The organism is Streptomyces hydrogenans (assembly GCF_014656075.1).
GTDB lineage: Bacteria > Actinomycetota > Actinomycetes > Streptomycetales > Streptomycetaceae > Streptomyces > Streptomyces hydrogenans.
In genome coordinates this window covers 47976-66659 of record NZ_BNBS01000040.1, presented here as the reverse complement: position 1 = coordinate 66659, position 18684 = coordinate 47976, and the positions used below count along the sequence as shown (strand labels likewise).

17 protein-coding genes are annotated in these 18684 nt (G+C 75.1%); 7 read left to right on the top strand and 10 right to left on the bottom strand.

The window, feature by feature from the left end; all coding sequences use genetic code 11:
* Positions 1 to 75: 75 nt before the first annotated feature.
* The 3 genes from IE321_RS18830 to IE321_RS18820 all read right to left on the bottom strand — a co-directional run bounded on the left by IE321_RS18830 (position 76) and on the right by IE321_RS18820 (position 4278).
* Positions 76 to 738, bottom strand: coding sequence for a DedA family protein (locus tag IE321_RS18830; protein WP_043223344.1), 663 nt, complete (start codon positions 736 to 738; stop codon positions 76 to 78).
* 92 nt (positions 739 to 830) lie between these two features.
* The gene (locus IE321_RS18825) at positions 831 to 3437 is read right to left on the bottom strand and encodes a beta-glucosidase family protein (RefSeq protein WP_229916448.1); all 2607 of its coding nucleotides are present in this window, start codon (positions 3435 to 3437) and stop codon (positions 831 to 833) included.
* Positions 3438 to 3816: 379 nt separating this feature from the next.
* On the bottom strand, positions 3817 to 4278 hold the full coding sequence (locus IE321_RS18820; RefSeq protein ID WP_190223779.1) for a DUF4442 domain-containing protein: 462 nt from the start codon (positions 4276 to 4278) through the stop codon (positions 3817 to 3819).
* 247 nt (positions 4279 to 4525) lie between these two features.
* On the opposite strand from IE321_RS18820, the gene IE321_RS18815 reads away from it, so the two are divergent.
* Both IE321_RS18815 and IE321_RS18810 read left to right on the top strand, forming a co-directional pair.
* Positions 4526 to 5629, top strand: coding sequence for a DUF8017 domain-containing protein (locus tag IE321_RS18815; RefSeq protein ID WP_190223778.1), 1104 nt, complete (start codon positions 4526 to 4528; stop codon positions 5627 to 5629).
* Positions 5630 to 5710: 81 nt separating this feature from the next.
* On the top strand, positions 5711 to 7081 hold the full coding sequence (locus IE321_RS18810) for an MFS transporter (RefSeq protein WP_190223777.1): 1371 nt from the start codon (positions 5711 to 5713) through the stop codon (positions 7079 to 7081).
* On the opposite strand, the gene IE321_RS18805 is transcribed toward IE321_RS18810, so the two are convergent.
* The 3 genes from IE321_RS18805 to IE321_RS18795 all read right to left on the bottom strand — a co-directional run bounded on the left by IE321_RS18805 (position 7043) and on the right by IE321_RS18795 (position 9598).
* The gene (locus IE321_RS18805; RefSeq protein WP_190223776.1) at positions 7043 to 7888 is read right to left on the bottom strand and encodes a spermidine synthase; all 846 of its coding nucleotides are present in this window, start codon (positions 7886 to 7888) and stop codon (positions 7043 to 7045) included. The genes IE321_RS18810 and IE321_RS18805 overlap by 39 nt on opposite strands.
* Positions 7889 to 7982: 94 nt before the next feature.
* Positions 7983 to 8894, bottom strand: a complete 912-nt coding sequence (locus IE321_RS18800; RefSeq protein ID WP_190223775.1) for a patatin-like phospholipase family protein — start codon at positions 8892 to 8894, stop codon at positions 7983 to 7985.
* Positions 8895 to 8941: 47 nt separating this feature from the next.
* Positions 8942 to 9598, bottom strand: a complete 657-nt coding sequence (locus IE321_RS18795) for a DNA alkylation repair protein (protein WP_226651924.1) — start codon at positions 9596 to 9598, stop codon at positions 8942 to 8944.
* Positions 9599 to 9804: 206 nt separating this feature from the next.
* Between IE321_RS18795 and IE321_RS18790 the strand changes: the two genes are divergently transcribed.
* Positions 9805 to 10569, top strand: a complete 765-nt coding sequence (locus tag IE321_RS18790) for a TVP38/TMEM64 family protein (RefSeq protein ID WP_190223774.1) — start codon at positions 9805 to 9807, stop codon at positions 10567 to 10569.
* Here the strand turns inward: IE321_RS18790 and IE321_RS18785 are convergent.
* Positions 10566 to 11735, bottom strand: a complete 1170-nt coding sequence (locus IE321_RS18785) for a thiolase family protein (RefSeq protein ID WP_190223773.1) — start codon at positions 11733 to 11735, stop codon at positions 10566 to 10568. The genes IE321_RS18790 and IE321_RS18785 overlap by 4 nt on opposite strands.
* A 137-nt stretch (positions 11736 to 11872) precedes the next feature.
* Here IE321_RS18785 and IE321_RS18780 point away from each other — a divergent pair, with 137 nt between their 5' ends.
* Positions 11873 to 12340: a winged helix-turn-helix transcriptional regulator gene (locus IE321_RS18780; protein WP_043223327.1), complete on the top strand. Its 468-nt coding sequence runs from the start codon at positions 11873 to 11875 to the stop codon at positions 12338 to 12340.
* 376 nt (positions 12341 to 12716) lie between these two features.
* On the top strand, positions 12717 to 13592 hold the full coding sequence (locus IE321_RS18775; protein WP_043223323.1) for an undecaprenyl-diphosphate phosphatase: 876 nt from the start codon (positions 12717 to 12719) through the stop codon (positions 13590 to 13592).
* 65 nt (positions 13593 to 13657) lie between these two features.
* Here IE321_RS18775 and IE321_RS18770 read toward each other — a convergent pair whose 3' ends face one another.
* Complete coding sequence (locus IE321_RS18770; protein ID WP_190223772.1) at positions 13658 to 14251, bottom strand: flavin reductase family protein; 594 nt, start codon at positions 14249 to 14251, stop codon at positions 13658 to 13660.
* A 93-nt stretch (positions 14252 to 14344) separates the two neighbouring features.
* Between IE321_RS18770 and IE321_RS18765 the strand changes: the two genes are divergently transcribed.
* Together IE321_RS18765 and lnt are read left to right on the top strand one after the other, a co-directional pair.
* Complete coding sequence (locus tag IE321_RS18765; RefSeq protein WP_190223771.1) at positions 14345 to 14791, top strand: nuclear transport factor 2 family protein; 447 nt, start codon at positions 14345 to 14347, stop codon at positions 14789 to 14791.
* Between the two features lie 57 nt (positions 14792 to 14848).
* Positions 14849 to 16447: an apolipoprotein N-acyltransferase gene (gene lnt / locus IE321_RS18760; protein WP_190223770.1), complete on the top strand. Its 1599-nt coding sequence runs from the start codon at positions 14849 to 14851 to the stop codon at positions 16445 to 16447.
* On the opposite strand, the gene IE321_RS18755 is transcribed toward lnt, so the two are convergent.
* Both IE321_RS18755 and IE321_RS18750 read right to left on the bottom strand, forming a co-directional pair.
* Entirely contained in the window at positions 16392 to 17297 is a 906-nt protein-coding gene (locus IE321_RS18755) for a Gfo/Idh/MocA family protein (RefSeq protein WP_043223312.1), read from the bottom strand. The genes lnt and IE321_RS18755 overlap by 56 nt on opposite strands.
* A 58-nt stretch (positions 17298 to 17355) precedes the next feature.
* Positions 17356 to 18549: an FAD-dependent monooxygenase gene (locus IE321_RS18750; RefSeq protein WP_190223769.1), complete on the bottom strand. Its 1194-nt coding sequence runs from the start codon at positions 18547 to 18549 to the stop codon at positions 17356 to 17358.
* Positions 18550 to 18684 lie beyond the last annotated feature (135 nt).

Genomic DNA, 18684 nt, shown 5'->3' with positions numbered 1-18684 from the left:
GGTGCCCGGGACCTGGTCCCGGGCACCGCCCTCCGTCATGTCACCGGCCGCGTCCGTACGGACGCGCCGCGCGTCTCAGTCCGCCGTGACCGGCTCCCGCGGGCCCTCCGGCTGTCGCTGCGCCTCCGTCTCCGCGGCCATCTTCTTGGCACGGTTCTTGATGACGAGCATCGAGGTGATGCCGATGAGCACGGCGAGCACCAGGCCCAGCCAGGAGAACCGCTTCAGCCACGCCTCGGCGACGATGCCGACGGAGTAGATGACGGCGGTGGTGCCGCCCGCCCACAGGATGCCGCCGAGGACGTTGGCGGTGAGGAACTTCCAGTACGGCATCTTCAGGACGCCCGCGAGCGGCCCGGCGAAGATCCGCAGGAGCGCGATGAAGCGGCCGAAGAAGACCGCCCACATGCCCCACTTCTGGAAGGAGCGTTCGGCGAGGGCGATGTTCGCCTCGCTGAAGTGTTTGGGGAACTTGCCGCCGAGCCAGGCGAGCAGCGGACGGCCTCCCCTGCGGCCGATGGCGTACCCGATCGAGTCTCCGATGATCGCACCGGCGGTGGCGCAGCCGCCGAGCACGTACGGGTTGATGTCGCCGTGCTGCGAGGCGAGCAGGGCCGAGCTGACGAGGACGATCTCGCCGGGCAGCGGGATGCCGAGGCTCTCCAGTCCGATCACCACCCCCACCAGCGCGTAGATGGCGACGGGCGGGATCGTCTCCAGCCACTCCTGGACGTGCAACGCGGGTTCCTCCCGTTGTGCCGGCGCGGCCCCGGTCGCGGACCGCTGCGGTGGCGCGCCCCGCGTCGGGCGCGCCGGGGCAGCCTACCCGGTCAACTCGAACGGACTTCGACTGCGGCGACGAGCCCGGGGTCCGCGGCCGACCTGCCGACGCGCAGCCGTCGGCGCCCCGTGCCGAGGACGAAGCCCGCGGCGGCGCCGGACCAGGACGAGAGGGTGCGGGAGGTCAGGTGGACGGTGACGCGGCGCCGCTCCCCCGCGGCGAGTTCCAGGCGCCGGTAGCCGGCGAGGAGCGAGCGGGGCTGGTCGATGCCGCGCGCGGTCAGGTCCGGCGAGGGGCCGAGGTAGACCTGGGCGACGTCGGCGCCGGCGCGCGGGCCGGTGTTGCGGACGGTGAAGGTGACGTCGACGCCGCCGGCGTCACCCGTCGCGGGACCGGCGGTGAGGTCCTCGTACGCGAAGGTCGTGTACGACAGGCCGTGGCCGAAGGGGAAGAGCGGGGCGACGCCCTCCTTCTCGTACCAGCGGTGGCCGGTGTGGACCCCCTCGGAGTACTCCTCGATCCCGTCGCGTCCCGGGTAGCGGCGCGGGTCGCCCGCCGTCGGATGACGGTCCTCGGCGGCCGGGAAGGTCTGGGTGAGGCGGCCGCCGGGGTCGGCGTCGCCGAAGAGCACGGCGGTCGTCGCGGCGGCGCCCTCCTGCCCGGGGTAGTACATCTGGAGGACGGCGGCGGTGCGTTCCAGCCACCCCATGGTGACGGCCGACGAGGTGTTGAGGACGACGGTCGTCCGCGGGTTGACGGCCGTCACCGCCTCGATGAGGGCCTCCTGGTGCCCGGGGAGCGCGAGACTCGTCCGGTCCTGCCCCTCGGTGGCGTCCTCGTAGGCGAAGAGGACGACGGCCTCCGCCACGCGCGCGTGGCGCACGGCCTCGGCCAGGTCGGCGGCCCGGTCGGCGCCGGAGACCGCGCGGAGCCGGAAGAGCTGCCCGTCCGTGCCGCCGTGGGCGGTGACGGCGAGCGTGTGGTCCCCGGCGGCCAGCCGCAGGGTGACGCGGCGGACGGCGAGGCCGTCGGGGGCGGCGGCGAGGAGACCGCCGGCGAAGTACTCGGCGACGCCCTGGCGGACGGGGAAGAGTTCGGTGCCGTCGAGGGTGACGGTGGGCCGGGTGCCGCTGTAGTGGACGAGGAAGGTCCACTCGTCGGCCTCGGCCGTGGTGAGGGTGGCGGTACGGCTCCAGGCCGCGCCGGCCGCGACACCGACGCCGTCGAGGTCGAGTGCGGGGACCAGCGGCGGCAGGCGGCGGCCGAAGAGGTCCTCGCCGGTGGCGTGGGTGACGGTGGCCCCGGCACCCGCGCGCGTGCGGAGGGTGTCGAGGGGGCGGGCTGCGGCGTCGGGGACGACGTGCGCGCTGCCGCCGCCGCTGACGAAGGGAACGGCGGCGGTCGGGCCGATCACCGCGAGCGACCGGGCCGCGGCGCCGGTGAGCGGCAGGGCGGCCCCCTCGTTGCGGAGCAAGGTCGCACCGGCGGTGGCCACCCGGAGCGCGAGCCGCGCCCCGGAGGCGGCGTCCCTCTCGGGCCTCGGGGCGGGCGCCTCGTCGAGGAGGCCGAGCCGGTCGCGTACGGACAGGACGCGGCGTACGGCCCGGTCGACGGCGGCCTCGGGGATCCGGCCGTCGCGGACCGCCTCGCGGAGCGGGGCGCCGTAGCGGGCGCCGCCCGGCATCTCCATGTCGAGCCCCGCGGTGAGCGCCCCGGCGGTCGTGTGGACGGCGTCCCAGTCGCTCATGACCCAGCCGTCGAAGCCCCAGCGCTCGCGGAGCACTGCGGTGAGCAGGTCGGCGCTCTCGGCGGCGTGGACGCCGCCGACCTTGTTGTACGCGGCCATGACGGCTCCGGCGCCGGCCGCGACGGCCGCTTCGAAGCCGCGCAGTTCGGTCTCGTGGGCGGTCTGGTCGTCGGCGCGGACGTCGACGGAGTCGCGGTCGCGCTCCTGGTTGTTGAGGGCGAAGTGCTTGACGGTGGCGACGAGTCCCTCGGCCTGCACGCCGCGGACGAGTTCGGCGACCAGGTCGGCGGAGAGGAGCGGGTCCTCGGAGAAGGTCTCGAAGTTCCGTCCCGCGTAGGGGGTGCGGATGAGGTTGACCATCGGCGCGAGCAGGACGTCCTGGCCGAGGGCGCGGCCCTCCCGGCCGAGGACGCGTCCGTAGGCGCGGGCGAGGCCGGGGTCGAAGGCGGCGGCGAGCATCACGGGGGCGGGCAGGGCGGTCGCGGTGCGGCGCACGCGGATGCCGGCGGGCCCGTCGGCGAGGCGCAGGGGCGGGATCCCGAGCCGGGGCACTCCCGGGACGTGGCCGGCCTGACCGAGGCTCGCGGGGTCGGGGGCCCCGTGGAGGAGGGAGACCTTCTCGTCCAGGGTGAGGCGGGCGAGCAGGTTGTCGACGCGGCTGCCCGGAGGTGCCGGTGGGGCGGGTGCGGCCGGTGGAGCGGCGGGGGCCGTGCCGGCGGCGTGGGCGGTGCCCCGGGCGAACGCGGTCGTACCCGCGACGGCGGCGCCGCCCGCGACGGCGAGCAGCAGGGCCCGCCGGGACAGCCTGAGCCGGACGCCCCGCACGCGCGCGAGGCCCCGGCGGGGTTCACCGGGGGCGGCGCCGGCGGGGGCACCGGAGTGGTCGGGGGTCGTGGTCTCGTCGGGCACGCGCGGCTCCTCGGAGCGGCCGGTCGGCCGCCTGCTGCGCCGGCCCGGGAGGGGCCGGCACGGCGTGCGTCCCCGCGGGCACCGTCCCGGTCTTCCGGTACGGCGTGCGTCCCGCGGCACCGTCCCGGTCGCCCGGTACGGCGTGCGGCCGGGCGGCACGGCCCGGCGCGACGGACGCCCGGGAGCGTACGACCCCGGTCTCCCGACCCGCACGGCGGGTCCGGCCCCTGTGCGCAGTGTGCGGGACGCCGCTTCCGCTTCCGGGGCGCCGCCCCGGGACGCGACCGCCCCCGCACCCGAAGGGGGGTGCGGGGGCGGGGGAACCCGGCTCCGGAGCCGACCGGCCGGTCCACGCGCGCGTGGACCGGCCGGTGGCGGCTCACTTGCCGAAGTCGTTGGGCCTCAGGGTCCACAGGACGGTCATCTCGCCGGTGACGGCGCCGTCCTCGCGGGTGATGTCGATGCGGACCGGGAACTCGGGGCGCTGCCCGGCGTCGAGCTCGGCGACGACGTCGGCGACCGGGCGGCCGAGGGTGGCGGTCGCGGTGACGACGCCCATGGCGAGCTTCTTGTACGCGATCTCGGCGTTGACGGCGAGCGGCACGGCACGGCCGAGCTGGTCGCCGAAGGCCGCGAGGACGATGGCGCCGCTGGCGGACTCGGCGAGGGTGAACATCGCTCCGGCGTGCGGGCCGCCCACGTGGTTGTGGTAGGCGGGCTGGTCGGGCAGGCGCACGACGGCGCGCTCGGCGGTGGTCTCCAGGAACTCCAGGTTGAGGGTTCCGGCCATGGGGACCGTGGCGGCGAGCATCTCGCCGACGGACTTGTGGTCTGCGCTCATGGACCGTGATGTTACCCGTGAGTAGAAGCCTTGGCCATGCCTCTGGGGGAGGGCGGCCGGCGCGGCCGTACGGGGGCGGAGGACGGGAACGCGCGGGAGGCGGTCGGTGGGGACGCGCGGGACCGGGCGACGGGTACGTACGGCACCGGGCGACGGGTACGTACGGCACCGGGCGCCGGTGCCGCGCGGCGCCCCCGGCGGGCCCGGGCATGGCCGGGTCGACACGACCCCTCTATCGTTACGGCCCATGTGGCCAGGACAGCAGCCGCCCGGGGGCGAGCAGAACCCGCAGGACCAGAACCAGAACCCGTACCAGCAGCCGGGGTACCAGCAGCCGAACCCGTACCAGCAGCCGACGCAGCCGGCGTTCCCGCAGCAGGGCGGTTACCCGCAGGCGCCCGGCCAGCCCCCGCAGGGCTGGCCGCAGCAGGGATACGCGCAGCCGAACCCGTACCAGCAGCCGACCGTGCCGCAGTACCAGGTGCCCGGCGGCACCCCGCCGCAGGGGCCGGGCGGCGGCGGACGGAAGCGGACGACGCTCATCGCGATCGTGGCCGCCACGGCCGTGGTCGTCGCGGGCGGCGTGACCGCCTTCCTCGTCATGGGCGACGACGACAAGAAGGACGTCGCCGACAAGCCCGCCACCAGTTCCTCGGCCCCCGGCCCCGACGCGTCCGCGTCGGAGTCGGCGTCCGGCGAGCCCTCCGAGGCTCCGACCACCGAGCTCGAGAACCCGCGCGACAGCCAGGAGTTCGAGCCGACGATCCCCGGCTGGAAGGTCGTCCACAACCCGACGTACGGCACCCTCTTCGACGTCCCGCCGGAGTGGGAGGTCGGCAAGCCCACCATGAGCGTGGGCTTCGAGGACGCCGAGAAGGGCGACGGCAGCCCCCTCGTCGTCATGTCCGGGCCCGCCGACCTCAAGAGCGAGTGGTGCGCCGTCGACTCCGACAAGAACGGCCGCCCCGAGTACTCGGGCCTGGCCGGCGCCGGCACCAAGGGCAACCAGGGCGCGAAGGACACCGACTCCGCCGCGCGCGGCCAGGCGGGCATGTGGGTGTGGGCCGCGTTCGCCCAGCACATGCCGGAGAAGACCATCAGGATCAGCAAGGCCGCCCCGTACACCACGGCGTCCGGCCTCAAGGGCAGCATGGCCACGGCCACCGCCCCGGGCGTGAAGAAGCGCAACAAGTGCGACACCGACGGCAAGTCGATCGCCTTCACCTTCCTCAACGCCAAGAACGACTTCTCGACCTTCGTGCTCTACGCGGCCGACGGCGTGAAGGACGAGCTGCCGGACGCGACGATCCGGAAGATCCTCTCCACGGTGCGGCTCAGCGAGAGCTCCTGACCCCCGCGGCGGAGGCCGGTCGGAGCGATCCGTCCGGTATTCGGTTTGGCAGGAAGGGGAGGCGCCGGGGATAGTCCCGGAGTGACGAAACGCTCCGCCTCCCCCCGCGCCGCCCGCCGCCCCGAGTGGGCCGGGCGCAACTACGTGCTGCTCACGGCCTCCACCATCGTGACGAGCCTCGGCGCCCACGGCGCCCTCATCGCCACCACCTGGGCCGTCTTCGAGTCCGGCGGCGACGCGGGCGACGTGGGCCTGGTCGCGATGGCGCGCTTCCTGCCGCTGGTCCTCTTCCTGCTCATAGGCGGCGCGGTGGCGGACCGCATCCCCCGGCACCGGGTGATGGTCGCGGCCAACGCCCTCAACTTCGTCTCCCAGGCCGTCTTCGCCGCCCTCGTGCTCTCCGGCACCGCCGAGCTCTGGCAGATGATGGTGCTCACCGGGCTCTGCGGCACCGGCCAGGCCTTCTTCAACCCGGCGGCCGAGGGCATGCTCATGTCCAGCGTCACGGGCGAACAGGCGAGCCGCGCCTTCGCCTTCTACCGGATGGCGATGCACGGCGCGGGCATCGGCGGCGCCGCGCTCGGCGGCGCGCTCGTCGCCTTCGTCGGCCCCGGCTGGGTCCTCGCCGTGGACGCCGCCGCCTTCGCCGTGGCGGGCGCCCTGCGGGCCTTCCTCGACGTCAGCGGCATCCCGGACCGCAAGCCCGGCGGCGGGCTCTTCGCCGATCTGCGCGAGGGCTGGCAGGAGTTCATCGGCCGCCCGTGGCTGTGGTCGATCGTCGCCCAGTTCTCGGTCGTGGTCGCCCTCATCGGCGCGGTCGAGGCGGTGTACGGACCCCTGGTCGCCCGGGACGAACTCGGCGGCGCCCGCCCCTGGGGCATCGCGCTCGCCGGCTACGGCGTGGGCACGGTCGCCGGCGCCGTCCTGATGACCCGGTGGAAGCCGCGCCGGATGCTCCTCGTCGGCACCCTGGGCGTCTTCCCCATCGCGCTGCCCTCGGCGGCGCTCGCCATCCCCCTGCACGCGGTCGGCCTCACCCTGGTGATGTTCGTCAGCGGTGTGGCGATGGAGATCTTCGGCGTCTCCTGGATGACGACGATGCACCAGGAGATCCCGGAGGAGAAGCTGTCCCGGGTCTCCGCCTACGACTGGTTCGGCTCCACCGCCCTGCTGCCGCTGTCGACCGCCCTCGCGGGCCCGGCCGAGACCGCGTTCGGCCGGACGGCGTCCCTGTGGGGCGCTGTCGTCCTGATGACCGTGGTCACCGCCCTCGTCCTGCTCGTCCCCGACGTCCGTCACATGACCCGGCGTCCGCACGGCCTTACGACGAAGGGCGACGCCGGTACGGGGGCGGGCGCGTCGCCCGGGGAGCGGGCGACGACGCCGGGGGGCGCCGTACCCGCGCAGGGCACGTCACCCGATGCCGAAGGCGCCCTCGGGCGGAACGGGTGACCCCACCGCCTCGGCGTCGTCCACCGGGACGGCCTTCCCGGTGAACCGCGCCAGCGCCTCCCCGTGCTCGACGCGCGCGGGGAAGGCGTCCCCGGCGGCGCGACGGGTGAGGCCCGGGAGGTCGAGGGGCGCGTCGGAGGCGACCAGGATCGTGTTCCCGAACCGGCGGCCGCGCAGCACCGCGGGTTCCGCGACCAGCGCCAGTTCGGGGAAGACCGCGCCGAAGGTGGCGAGCTGGCCGCGGAGGAAGCCGAAGGGCGCCCCGTCGGCCAGGTTGGCCGCGTAGATCCCGCCGGGGCGCAGCACCCGTCGCACCTCGCGCGCGTACGCGAGGGAGGTGAGGTGCGCCGGGACGCGCGAGCCGCCGAAGACGTCGCCGACGATCAGGTCGGCCGAGGCGGCGGGCGCCGACTCCAGCCAGGCGCGCGCGTCGGCGGTGTGCACGGTCACACCGGAGCCCTCCGGGAGCGGCAGGTGTTCGGCGACCAGCGCGACGAGTCCGCCGTCCGCCTCGACGACGTCCTGGCGCGAACCGGGCCGGGTGACGGAGACGTACCGGGGCAGCGAGAGCGCTCCGCCGCCGAGGTGCAGCACCTCCAGCGGCGCGCCCTCGCCGGCGGCGCCGTCGACGACGTGCCCGAGCCGGCGGGCGTACTCGAACTCCAGGTGGTCGGGGGCGTCGAGGTCGACGTACGACTGCGGTGCGCCGTCGACCGTGAGGAGCCAGGCCCGCTCCCGGTCCACGTCGGGCATGAGACGCGCGGTGCCGTGGTCGACCTCGCGCAGGACGGGGATCTGCTCGTTCACCCCCTCATTGTGCAACCGCACAGGACCTGCTCGCGCCATGCCCGTCAGCGGTGCGGGCTGCCGGCCCGTCAACGCCGCCGGCTCGTCAACGCCGTCAGCCCGTCCACACGGCGGCGACGGCCTCCGCGGGCGCGGCGGCCTGGGCGCGTCCGGCACGGGCTGCGGCGCCCTGCCGGGCGGGGTCGAGCGCGCGGCCGCCGATGACCGCCTTCGCGTCCGCGTCGGGCGTGATCACCTCGACGCGCGCGCCGGCGGCGGTGAGGTCGGCGGCCTGCCGGGCCGGGGAGTGCACGGCCCGGTTGCCCAGCGCGTTGGGCGCGACGACGACCACCCGCTCCCAGCCGGCGGCGAGGTGCGCGTTGGCGGTGGAGTGGATGCCGCCGTCGATCCAGCGGCGGCCGGCGAGGCTCGCCGGCGGCCAGGCCCCGGGGATCGCGCAACTGGCGGTCACCGCGTCGACCGGCCCGACCGCGCCGAGGCCGCCGGGAGCGCCCGGACCGCCGGCGTCGGCGCCGCCGTCGAAGACTCCGAGCGCCGCGGTCTCCGCGTCGACGGCGGTGATCCGCAGGCGCCCGCCGGCCGGCCAGTCGGCGAGGTCGCCGAGGCGCCGCGCCACGGTCGCCCGCCGGGTCGCCTCGTCGACGGTGCGGGCGCGCAGGGCGAGCCGGCCGAGCTTGCGCCCGTACGCCTCAGGGGTGCGGGAGGCGAGCACGGCGAGGGTGTAGCGGAAGAGGGTGGCCGCGCCGAAGCGGACGGCCGGTTCGGTGTCCGCGCCGTCGAGCCGGCGCGCGTACAGCTCGGCGAGGGGGCTCGTACCGGCCGTGAGGAGGGCGCCGACGACGGCGCCGGCGGAGCTGCCGACGACCAGATCGGCGTCGGAGAGGTCCACGCCCGCTTCGGCGAGCCCGTGGAGGATCCCGGTCTCCCAGGCGGCGCCGACGAGCCCGCCCGCCCCGAGTACGAGTGCCGTCCTGCCCTTGCCCGCCCCACCCGTCGCGTCAGCCATGGCCCGAGTCTGGCGCAGCAGCCGGACGCGGGCGTCGGCGGGGTGGGTCACAGATGCTTGAGGGCCTCGCGGACGGAGAGCGGGGAGAAGAGGGAACGGTTGTCCGCGACGAAGGACCGCACCTCGCCCGGGGCGGTCTTGGCGTATTCGCGCAGGCTCCAGCCGATCGCCTTCCGGAGGAAGAAGTCGGTGTCGGCGGCGCGTCGCAGGCAGTACGCGAAGAGCCGGTCGGCGTCCGTGTCCTCCTTGAACCGCAGCTGGTGGAGGAGCGCGGTCCGGGCGGTCCACGGGTCCGCGTCGTCGATCCACGCGTCCATCTCTCTGCCGAGCGCGGGATCGGCTGCGACGAGCCCGCCGACGACGTGGGCGGCGAGGTGGTCGACGGTGTCCCACCAGGAGACGGTCCGCACGAGCCGCCGGGCGACGGGCAGGAAGTCCGACGAGCAGCGCTTCACGTGTCGGCGCAGGTAGTCGACGGCGAAGTAGTGGTACTCGCGCTCGGGGAGGGCGAAGCAGCGCAGCGCGATCGCCGCGCAGTCGTCCTCGCCGGGCCGGGGTGTCCCGTCGAGGACGGTACGGGAGAGGGCGCGGCGCTCCGGCGTCCGGATCCCGAGGAAGGGCGCGACGCCCCTCATGTACGCGACCATCTCCTGCGCCCGGAAGGGGTTCCCGGCTGCGGGGTAGAGCGTGGTGAGCCGCCCCATGACGGTGTCGGCGAGCTCGCTCTCCGGCACCTCGTCGTACGAATCCGGCCGGGGACCGTCGTACGAATCCGGCCCAGGGCCGTCGTACGAATCCGGCCCAGGGCCGTCGTACGGAGGCGGCGCAGGGGTGTCGAGGGGTGGGTGACCGGGGTCGGACATGGCGCACATTACGGCGATCATACGGAGGTCTCCGTTACTCTCCCGGGATGCTCGCACCCGTGCCCCGGCCGACGGACCCGTTCGCCGCCCGCTGCTCCCGGGCCCTGCTCTCGCCCTGGTCGCGGCTCGCGCTGCTCGCGCTCGTCCTGCTGACCGCCGCCACGCTGGTCGTGCTCTACGAGCCACAGCGCCTGCTCGCCTCGGGGTGGCCGCAGACGGGCGGCGCCGGCGCGGTGATGCTGTTCGGCCTGGCGTACGGGCTGTGCACGGCGGCCTTCGTGCCGCGCCCGGTGCTGAACCTGGCGGCGGGAGCGCTGTTCGGCTCGGCGTACGGGCTGACGGCGGCGGTCGCGGGCACGGTCCTGGGCGCGGGGATCTCGTTCACGCTGGGCCGGACGCTGGGCCAGGACGCGCTGCGGCCGCTGCTCAAGGGGCGGTGGCTCCTGGCGGCGGACGGACAGCTCAGTCGGCACGGCTTCCGGTCGATGCTGGCGATCCGGCTCTTCCCCGGCGTGCCGTTCGCCGCCGCCAACTACTGCGCGGCCGTCTCCCGCATGGGGTACGTGCCGTTCCTGCTGGCGACGGCGATCGGTACGGTGCCGAACACGGCCGCGTACGTGGTGGCCGGGGCCCAGGCGGGCGAGCCGGGCTCCCCGGCGTTCCTGATCTCCGCGGGGTTCATCGTGCTCTCGGGGCTCGGCGCGGCGGTCGTGGCCTGGCGGAAGCGGCACGCGCTCCGCCGCCCGTCCGCGCCCGCGCCGGTCCCCGTACCCGCGCCGGTTCCGCTGCCCGCCTCCCAGGGTGCCCGCTAGAGCGCCTCGACGATCATCGCGTTGGCGAGTCCTCCGGCCTCGCACATCGCCTGGAGGCCGTAGCGGGCTCCGCGGGCGCGCAGGGCGTGGACCAGGGTGGTGGTGAGGCGGGTGCCGCTGGCGCCGAGGGGGTGGCCGAGGGCGATCGCGCCGCCGTGGACGTTGACCTTGGCGGGGTCGGCGCCGGTCTCCTGACTCCAGGCGAGGACGACGCTCGCGAAGGCCTCGTTGATCTCGAAGAGGTCGATGTCGGCGAGGTCGAGGCCCGCTCGGCGGAGCACCTTCTCGGTGGCGGGGATGACGCCGGTGAGCATGAGCAGCGGGTCGGAGCCGGTGACGGCGAAGGAGTGCAGGCGGGCGAGCGGCCGCAGGCCGAGCGCGCGGGCGGTGTCGGCGGCCATGACCAGGACGGCGGAGGCGCCGTCGTTGACGGGGCTGCTGTTGCCGGCGGTGACGGACCAGTCGATCTGCGGGAACCGTTCGCCGAAGCCGGGGTCCTCGAAGGCGGGGCGGAGGCCGGCGAGGATCTCGGGGGTGGTGCCGGGGCGGACCGATTCGTCACGGCGCACGTCCTCGTACGGCACGACCTCGCCGTCGAAGAGCCCCGCCTCCCAGGCGCGGGCGGCCTTCCGGTGCGAGGCGGCGGCGAACTCGTCCATGGCGGAGCGCCCGAGCGACCACTTGGCCGCGATCAGTTCGGCGCTGACGCCCTGCGGGACGAGTCCGTCGGGGTAGCGGGCCGCGACGCCGGGGCCGAAGGGGTCGGCGCCCGGCGGCACGTTGGACCACATGGGGACGCGGCTCATGGACTCGACGCCGCAGGCGACGGCGATGTCGTACGCGCCGGAGAGCACGCCCTGGGCGGCGAAGTGGACTGCCTGCTGGGAGGAGCCGCACTGGCGGTCGACGGTGGTGGCGGGGACGGATTCGGGCAGGCCGGCGCCGAGCCAGGCGTACCGCGTGGTGTTCATGGCCTGCTCGCCGACCTGGTCGACGGTGCCGCCGATCACGTCGTCGACGAGGGCCGGGTCGATGCCGCTGCGGTCGACGAGCGCGCGGAGGGTGTGGGAGAGGAGGGCTACGGGGTGGACGTGGGCGAGGGCGCCGCCGGGCTTGCCCTTGCCTATCGGGGTCCGGACGGCTTCGACGACGACGGCGTCACGCATGGCGCGCTCCCGGGTGATGGAGGGATCGGATCAGCGGAGAGGTGTGGGTTGGGAAATCAAACCTATACCCGTGGGTAACATAGCCCAGCGGGTTGGGCTTTCAAACCCTCTCGGCCTGATGCGACTACCCTGGCCCCATGAAGGCCGCCGCCCGCCCCTGCTCCATCGCCGACACGCTCGCGCTCGTCGGCGAGAAGTACGCGCTGCTCGTGCTGCGCGAGGTCTCCCTCGGCGTGCACCGTTTCGACCGCATCGCGCGCAACACAGGAGCGCCCCGCGACGTCCTCACCGCGCGGCTGAACCGCCTGGTCGAGGCGGGTGTCCTGGAGAAGGTGGCGTACAGCGAGCGGCCGCCGCGGTACGAGTACCGGGCCACGCCCGCCGGCCAGGAACTCCAGCCGGTCCTCCTGACCCTGATGGCCTGGGGCGACCGCCACCTCAACGCCGACGACCGGCCCGTCGTCCTGGAACACCGGTGCGGCGCGCCCCTCAGCCCCGTCGTCGTCTGCGCCCACTGCGGCGGCGAGGCCGACCGCGCGAGCCTGAGCGCCGACGTCCGCACACCGGGCTGGACCACCACGGGCCCGGACACCGACACGGCCTGAACCGGCCGACGGCACCCCACCGCACCGCACCACGAAGCCGACGGCACCCCGTCCCACCCCACCGCACCACGAACCAGCCGGCCACGACCAAGAACCGGCCATCCGCCCCTTCCCACACCGCCCGACGGGGACCGGCCGCCCCTCGACACGATCCGGCCGCCCCTCGGCTCGATCCGGCCACCGCCCCGACGCGCCCCGGACCGGCCGCCGCCCCCACCCGCCCCGCGCCGGTCGCCCGGCCTCCGCCCGCCCCGGAGACCCGCCTCCTGCGGGCCCCGCCGACGACGCGACCTGATCACGAACACGTCACCTTGGGGGGGTACGCTGCGCTCGACCTTCTGACCGCACACGTACATACCGGGACGGCCCAAGCCCCATGAGTTGGTTCGAATCGTTCATCCTCGGACTCGTCCAGGGGCTGACGGAGTTCCTTCCCATCTCCTCCAGCGCGCACCTCCGGCTCACCGCGGCCTTCGCCGGCTGGGAGGACCCGGGCGCGGCCTTCACGGCGATCACGCAGATCGGCACCGAGACCGCCGTCCTGATCTACTTCCGCAAGGACATCGCGAGGATCGTCACGGCGTGGTTCCGCTCGCTGACGGACAAGTCGATGCGCGCGGACCACGACGCCCAGATGGGCTGGCTGGTGATCGTCGGCTCGATCCCGATCGGCGTCCTCGGCGTCACGCTCAAGGACCAGATCGAGGGCCCCTTCCGCGATCTGCGGCTGATCGCCACCACGCTCATCGTGATGGGCATCGTCCTCGGCGTCGCCGACCGGCTCGCCGCCCGCGACGAGATCGGCGGCCGGCACCGGGCCATCCGCGAGCGCAAGACGCTCAAGGACCTCGGCGTCCGCGACGGCCTGATCTACGGCTTCTGCCAGGCGATGGCCCTCATCCCGGGCGTCTCCCGCTCCGGCGCCACCATCTCCGGCGGTCTGCTCATGGGGTACACCCGCGAGTCCGCCGCCCGGTACTCCTTCCTCCTGGCGATCCCCGCCGTCCTCGCCTCCGGTGTCTTCGAGCTGAAGGACGCGGGCGAGGGCGGTCACGTCTCCTGGGGTCCGACGATCTTCGCGACGATCGTCGCCTTCGGCGTCGGCTACGCGGTGATCGCCTGGTTCATGAAGTTCATCACCACGAAGTCCTTCATGCCGTTCGTCTACTACCGCATCGCGCTGGGCGTCCTGCTCTTCATCCTGGTCGGCACGGACACCCTCAGCCCCCACGCGGGCGAGTCGGCCGGCTGACGGCCCCGCCCGCGCACCCCTCGGGGGCAGGTCCCGCACCCGCGGGACCTGCCCCCGAGGCGTTCTCAGCCCCGGTAGGGAACGCGGGCGAGTTCCCGTACGTCACCGAGGGTGCCCCACTCGTTCTTGCCCAGCCGGGTCAGCGGGCGCATCCGGGTGATCTCGGGGTGCCCGTCCGTCAGGTAGGCCTCGTCCACGGCGACGTGCACGACCCGGCCGAAGACCACGGTCGAGTCACCGATCCGCAGCGTGCTGTGCAGCTCGCACTCCAGGGCCACCGGCGACGCGGCCACCCGCGGCACCTTCACCCGGTGGCCCGGCTCGCGCTCCACGCCGCACGCGTCGAACTCGCTGGTCCCGCGCGGGAAGTTCGTCGCCGTCGCGTTGATCTGCTCGAAGAGCCCCTCGGGGGCGAGGTTCACCACGAACTCGCCGGTCTCCTCCACGTTGCGCAGCGAGTCCTTCCGCCCGACCGAGGTGAACTGCACGACCGGCGGGGCCACCGAGGCGATGGTGAAGAAGGAGTGCGGGGCGAGGTTGTCCGTGCCGTCGGCGGAGCGCGTGGACACCCAGGCGATCGGCCGGGGGACGACGGTCGCCGTCAGCAGCCGGTAGACGGCGGTGGGGTCGGTCAGGGCGGGGTCGACGTCGATGCGCATCCGGACAGTATGCGGCCCCCCGCGCGACCGGGCGGACGCGACAGGGGGCGCACGCCTCTTGGCGCCGCGCGCCCGCTGCCCGACACTGAGGCGATGACGCAGCGCGTGGACCTCGCGAACGTGATGGACCGGCTCGCCATCGACGACCTGGTCACCGGTTACGCGGCGGCCGTGGACGACGCCGACTGGACCTCCTACCGGGCCCTGTTCACCCCCGACGGCCGGGCAGACTACTCCGGTTCCGGCGGCATCGAGGGGCCGGCCCCCGAGGTCGCCGACTGGCTGGAGCGGACGATGGGCCTCTTCCCCGTACGCCAGCACCTGATCGTCAACCGCCGGGTGACCCTGCACCGTCCCGGCGGCTACGCCGAGACCGGTGACGCGGCCGACGTCCGCGCCGACTACGTCAACCCGATGCGGATGACCTCCGGCGACGACTTCGTCTGCGGCGGCCGGTACGCCTTCACCGCGCGCCGCACCACCGACGGCTGGCGGCTGCGCTCGGTCGTCGTGGAGGAACGCTGGCGCCGGCTCCCCTGACCGGGCCCCGCCGCGCGTGGCGGGCGCAGACTGGAGGCGACGGGCGGGAGGCAGGCCATGCGGAACCCCTCGTGCGCGGACCCCGCGCGGGCACCGGTGCGGGACGCGGCCCCGGCACCGCGCCGGATGCCGGGCTGGGCGCGGTCGCCGCTCGCGGTCGTGTGCGGCGCGCTGCCCGCGCTCGCGTTCCCCGCGCCCGGGCTGTGGTGGTGGGCGTACGTGTGCCTCGTGCCCTGGCTGCTGCTGGTGCGTACGGCCCCGGGCGCGCGCCGGGCCGCGCTGGACGGCTGGTGCGGGGGCGTCGGTTTCCTGCTGGCGGTGCACCACTGGCTGCTGCCGAGCGTCCATGTCTTCCTGCTGGTGATGGCGGTGCTGCTGGGGCTGCTCTGGCTGCCGTGGGGCGTGCTCGTACGGGCGCTGCTGGGTGGGGCGCCGAGTCCGCGGAGGGCGGCGACCGCGCTGGTCGCGGTGCCGTCGGGGTGGCTGCTGATCGAGCTGGTCCGGTCGTGGGAGGGGCTGGGCGGGCCGTGGGGGCTGTTGGGCGCGAGCCAGTGGGACGTGCCGGTGGCGCTGCGGCTCGCGTCGGTGGGCGGGGTGTGGCTGGTGAGCCTGCTGGTGGTGGCGGTGAACACGGCGGTCGCTCTGCTGCTCGCCGCCCGGGGGCTGCGGTCGGTCGGGGTCGCGGGGCTGGCCGCCTGCGCGCTGGTGGCGGCGACGGCCGCGTGGGGCGTCGGGGCGCCGCGCCCGGCGGGCTCGGTGCGGGTGGCGATGGTGCAGTCCGGGGTGTACGACGGGCCGGAGGGCGCCGCGCGGCGGCTCGACAGGGCGGCGGAGCTGACGCGGGGCCTCGCGGGGCAGCGGCTGGACCTGGTGGTGTGGGGCGAGAGCGGGGTGGGCCGGGATCCGGCCGGCGACCCCGCGCTCACCGCGCGGCTGACGGCGCTGGCGCGGACGGTCGACGCGCCGCTCCTGGTGAACGTGGACGCGCGCCGGGCGGACCGCCCCGGCATCTACAAGAGCGCGCTGCTGTTCACGCCGGACGGACCGACCGGTGACCGGTACGACAAGATGCGGCTGGTGCCCTTCGGCGAGTACGTGCCGGCCCGGGGCCTGCTCGGCTGGGCGACGTCCGTGGGCAAGGCCGCCGAGGAGGACCGGCGCCGGGGCACAGCGCCGGTGGTGATACGTCTGCCCAATGGAGCGGGGCTGACGGTCGGGCCGCTGGTCTGCTTCGAGTCCGCCTTCCCCGACATGAGCCGGCGCCTGGTCAGGGACGGGGCGGACCTGGTCGTGGTCCAGTCCGCGACCAGCACGTTCCAGCACGGTTGGGCACCCGCACAACATGCCTCGCTGGCGGCGCTGCGGGCCGCGGAGACCGGGCGCCCGGTCGCGCACGTGACGCTGACCGGGATCAGCGCCGCGTACGGCCCGGACGGCCGGCGCGTGGGAGCGCCCGTCGCAACGGACGCGAGCACGGCCGTCGTCCGGGAGCTGCCGCTCTCGGGGACGACGACGGTCTACGCCCGCTGGGGCGACTGGCCGCTGTACGGCGCGTTCGTCGTGGTCGGCGCGGTGTGCGCCGCCGCCGGCGCGGGCGTGCTCAGGCGGCCTGCTCCAGGGCGTCGCGGACGACGCGCTCGCACAGGGCGTGGGTGAGCAGGGCGTCCCGGGCGCTGAGGACGGTGCCGTCCCGGACGGCGTCGAGGAAGGCGAGCACGGCCTGTTCGATGCCGCGCTGGCGGGCCACCGGGACCCAGTCGCCGCGCCGGCGGACGCTGGGCTGGCCCTTGTGGTCGATGATCTCGGAGAGGTTGACGACCTGCCGCTTGGTGTCCTGGCCGGACACCTCCAGGACCTCCTCGGTGGAACCGTTCATGCGGTTCATGATCCCGAGGGCGGTGAAGCCGTCGCCGGAGAGCTGGAGCACCACGTGGTGCATGAGGCCGTCGCGGACCCGCGCGCGGACGTCGACGTGGTCGGCCTCGCCGGGGAGGAGGAAGCGGAGGGTGTCGACGACGTGGATGAAGTCGTCGAGGACGAAGGTGCGCGGGTCCTCGGGGAGGCCGATGCGGTTCTTCTGGAGCACGATCAGGTCGCGCGGGTGGTCGAGGCACTGGGCGTAGCCGGGGGCGAGCCGCCGGTTGAAGCCGACGGCGAGCGAGACGCCCCTCTTCTCGGCGAGTTCGACGATCCGCTCGGAGTCGGCGTACTCGTAGGCGAGCGGCTTGTCGACGTAGGTGGGCACGCCGGCGTCGAGGAGACGGCCGGCGATCTCCGCGTGCGCGGCGGTGGAGGCATGGACGAAGGCCGCGTCGAGCCCGGCGCCGAGCAGGGAGTCGAGGTCCCGGTGGCGGCGCGTCGCGGGCAGGTGGAAGGTGTCGGCGACCCGGTCCAGGGTGGCGGGGGTGCGGGTCTGGAGGTGGAGTTCGACCCCGGGGAGGGTGGCGAGGACGGGCAGGTACGCCTTCTGGGCGATGTCGCCGAGTCCGATGCAGCCGATCTTCACGGGGTCTCTCCCTCTGCGGTGGTCCGACGGCCCGTGGTCCGGGGGCCGTTCGCGCCGGTCAGCTTACGCGTGTCGGATCGGGGGCGACCGGCGGGCGCCAGTCGGCGATGCCGTCGAAACCGCGCAGGACGAAGCCGGGCCCGAAGCGCGAGACGGTCCGCACGAGCGTGTCGCGCAGGGCGACGGCGGGGCGCGCCGACAGCAGGGTGAGGGAGCCGGTGCGGGCCGCCTTGCGGACCAGGGCGGTGGTGCGGGGCAGCCGGTCGGCGGTGTACGCGGCGAGGGCCGGGCCCGGGTCGAACGCGGCGGGGACGCGGGCGTGGTGGGCCAGGACGACGGCGTCCTCGACGGCCTGGTTCCCGCCCTGCCCGAGGGTGGGCATCATCGCGTGCGCCGCGTCGCCGATCAGCGCCGTACGGCCCCGGTGGTGGGCGGGCAGCGGGTCGGTGAGGTGGTGGACGTCGTGCCGCAGCACCCGGTCGGGGTCGGCGGCGGCGAGGATCTCGGGGATCGGCCGGTGCCAGTCGCCGAAGAGCCGGAGGAGTTCGGCGCGCTCGTCGTCGGGGGCGTGGGCACCGGCGGGCGCGGCGGCCATGGCGTACGCGTAGATCCGCCCGTCCTTGAGGGGCTGGGTGCCCCAGATGCGGCCCGCGCCCCAGGTCTCGTGCGGGGCGAAGGGCCGCTCGGGGGCGGGGACGACGAGCCGCCAGGTGGTGCAGCCGGAGTAGCGGGGGCCCGGGTGGGCGGGGAAGAGCACCGCGCGGGCGGTGGAGCGGATCCCGTCGGCGGCGACGGCGAGTTCGGCCTCCAGCGTGCCGTCGGGGGTGGTGACGCGGGCGGGGGTCCGCGCGTCGCCGGGGTCGGTGAGCGTGGCGGGCGCGCCGGTGCGGACCGTGTCCGCGGGGAGCGCGGAGGTGAGGATCTCGACGAGGGTGGCGCGGTGGAGGAGGACCAGCGGGTCGCCGAAGCGCGCGGCGGCGGCGCGGGCGTCGGTGCGGGCGAGCCAGCGCCCGTCCGGGGAGCGCATCCCTCCGTCGCCCTGCCAGGCGGCGAGTTCCCGGACGCGGTCGCCGAGGCCGAGGGTGTCGAGGGCGCGCAGCGCGTTGGGGGCGAGGCCGATGCCGGCGCCGACGGGGGCGAGGTCGGCGGCGCGTTCGAGGACGGTGACGCTCCAGCCGCGCCGGTGGAGGGCGACGGCGGCGGTGAGGCCGCCGATGCCGGCTCCCAGGACGACGGCTCGGTGCTGTGACATGACTGCTCCCTCGGTCGGGGACGGCGTCGGCGACCACCGGCACCGGTGCCGTGACGCGGCGGACCTCGTCTCGGCACCCCGGCGGCGGTCGGCGGACGCCACGCGCGTACCGCGGACGCGGTCCTCGTGACACCG

Bases quoted from the DNA above. Each gene is read 5' to 3' on its own strand.
- IE321_RS18770 (WP_190223772.1), bottom strand. From the start codon at position 14,251: ATGCGCATCGACGTCGACCCCGCCCTGACCGACCCCACCGCCGTCTAC.
- IE321_RS18795 (WP_226651924.1), bottom strand. From the start codon at position 9,598: ATGGGGCGGCTCACCACGCTCTACCCCGCAGCCGGGAACCCCTTCCGG.
- lnt (WP_190223770.1), top strand. From the start codon at position 14,849: ATGCGGAACCCCTCGTGCGCGGACCCCGCGCGGGCACCGGTGCGGGAC.
- IE321_RS18780 (WP_043223327.1), top strand. From the start codon at position 11,873: ATGAAGGCCGCCGCCCGCCCCTGCTCCATCGCCGACACGCTCGCGCTC.
- IE321_RS18750 (WP_190223769.1), bottom strand. From the start codon at position 18,549: ATGTCACAGCACCGAGCCGTCGTCCTGGGAGCCGGCATCGGCGGCCTC.
- IE321_RS18790 (WP_190223774.1), top strand. From the start codon at position 9,805: ATGCTCGCACCCGTGCCCCGGCCGACGGACCCGTTCGCCGCCCGCTGC.
- IE321_RS18800 (WP_190223775.1), bottom strand. From the start codon at position 8,894: ATGGCTGACGCGACGGGTGGGGCGGGCAAGGGCAGGACGGCACTCGTA.
- IE321_RS18775 (WP_043223323.1), top strand. From the start codon at position 12,717: ATGAGTTGGTTCGAATCGTTCATCCTCGGACTCGTCCAGGGGCTGACG.
- IE321_RS18765 (WP_190223771.1), top strand. From the start codon at position 14,345: ATGACGCAGCGCGTGGACCTCGCGAACGTGATGGACCGGCTCGCCATC.
- IE321_RS18815 (WP_190223778.1), top strand. From the start codon at position 4,526: ATGTGGCCAGGACAGCAGCCGCCCGGGGGCGAGCAGAACCCGCAGGAC.
- IE321_RS18785 (WP_190223773.1), bottom strand. From the start codon at position 11,735: ATGCGTGACGCCGTCGTCGTCGAAGCCGTCCGGACCCCGATAGGCAAG.
- IE321_RS18820 (WP_190223779.1), bottom strand. From the start codon at position 4,278: ATGAGCGCAGACCACAAGTCCGTCGGCGAGATGCTCGCCGCCACGGTC.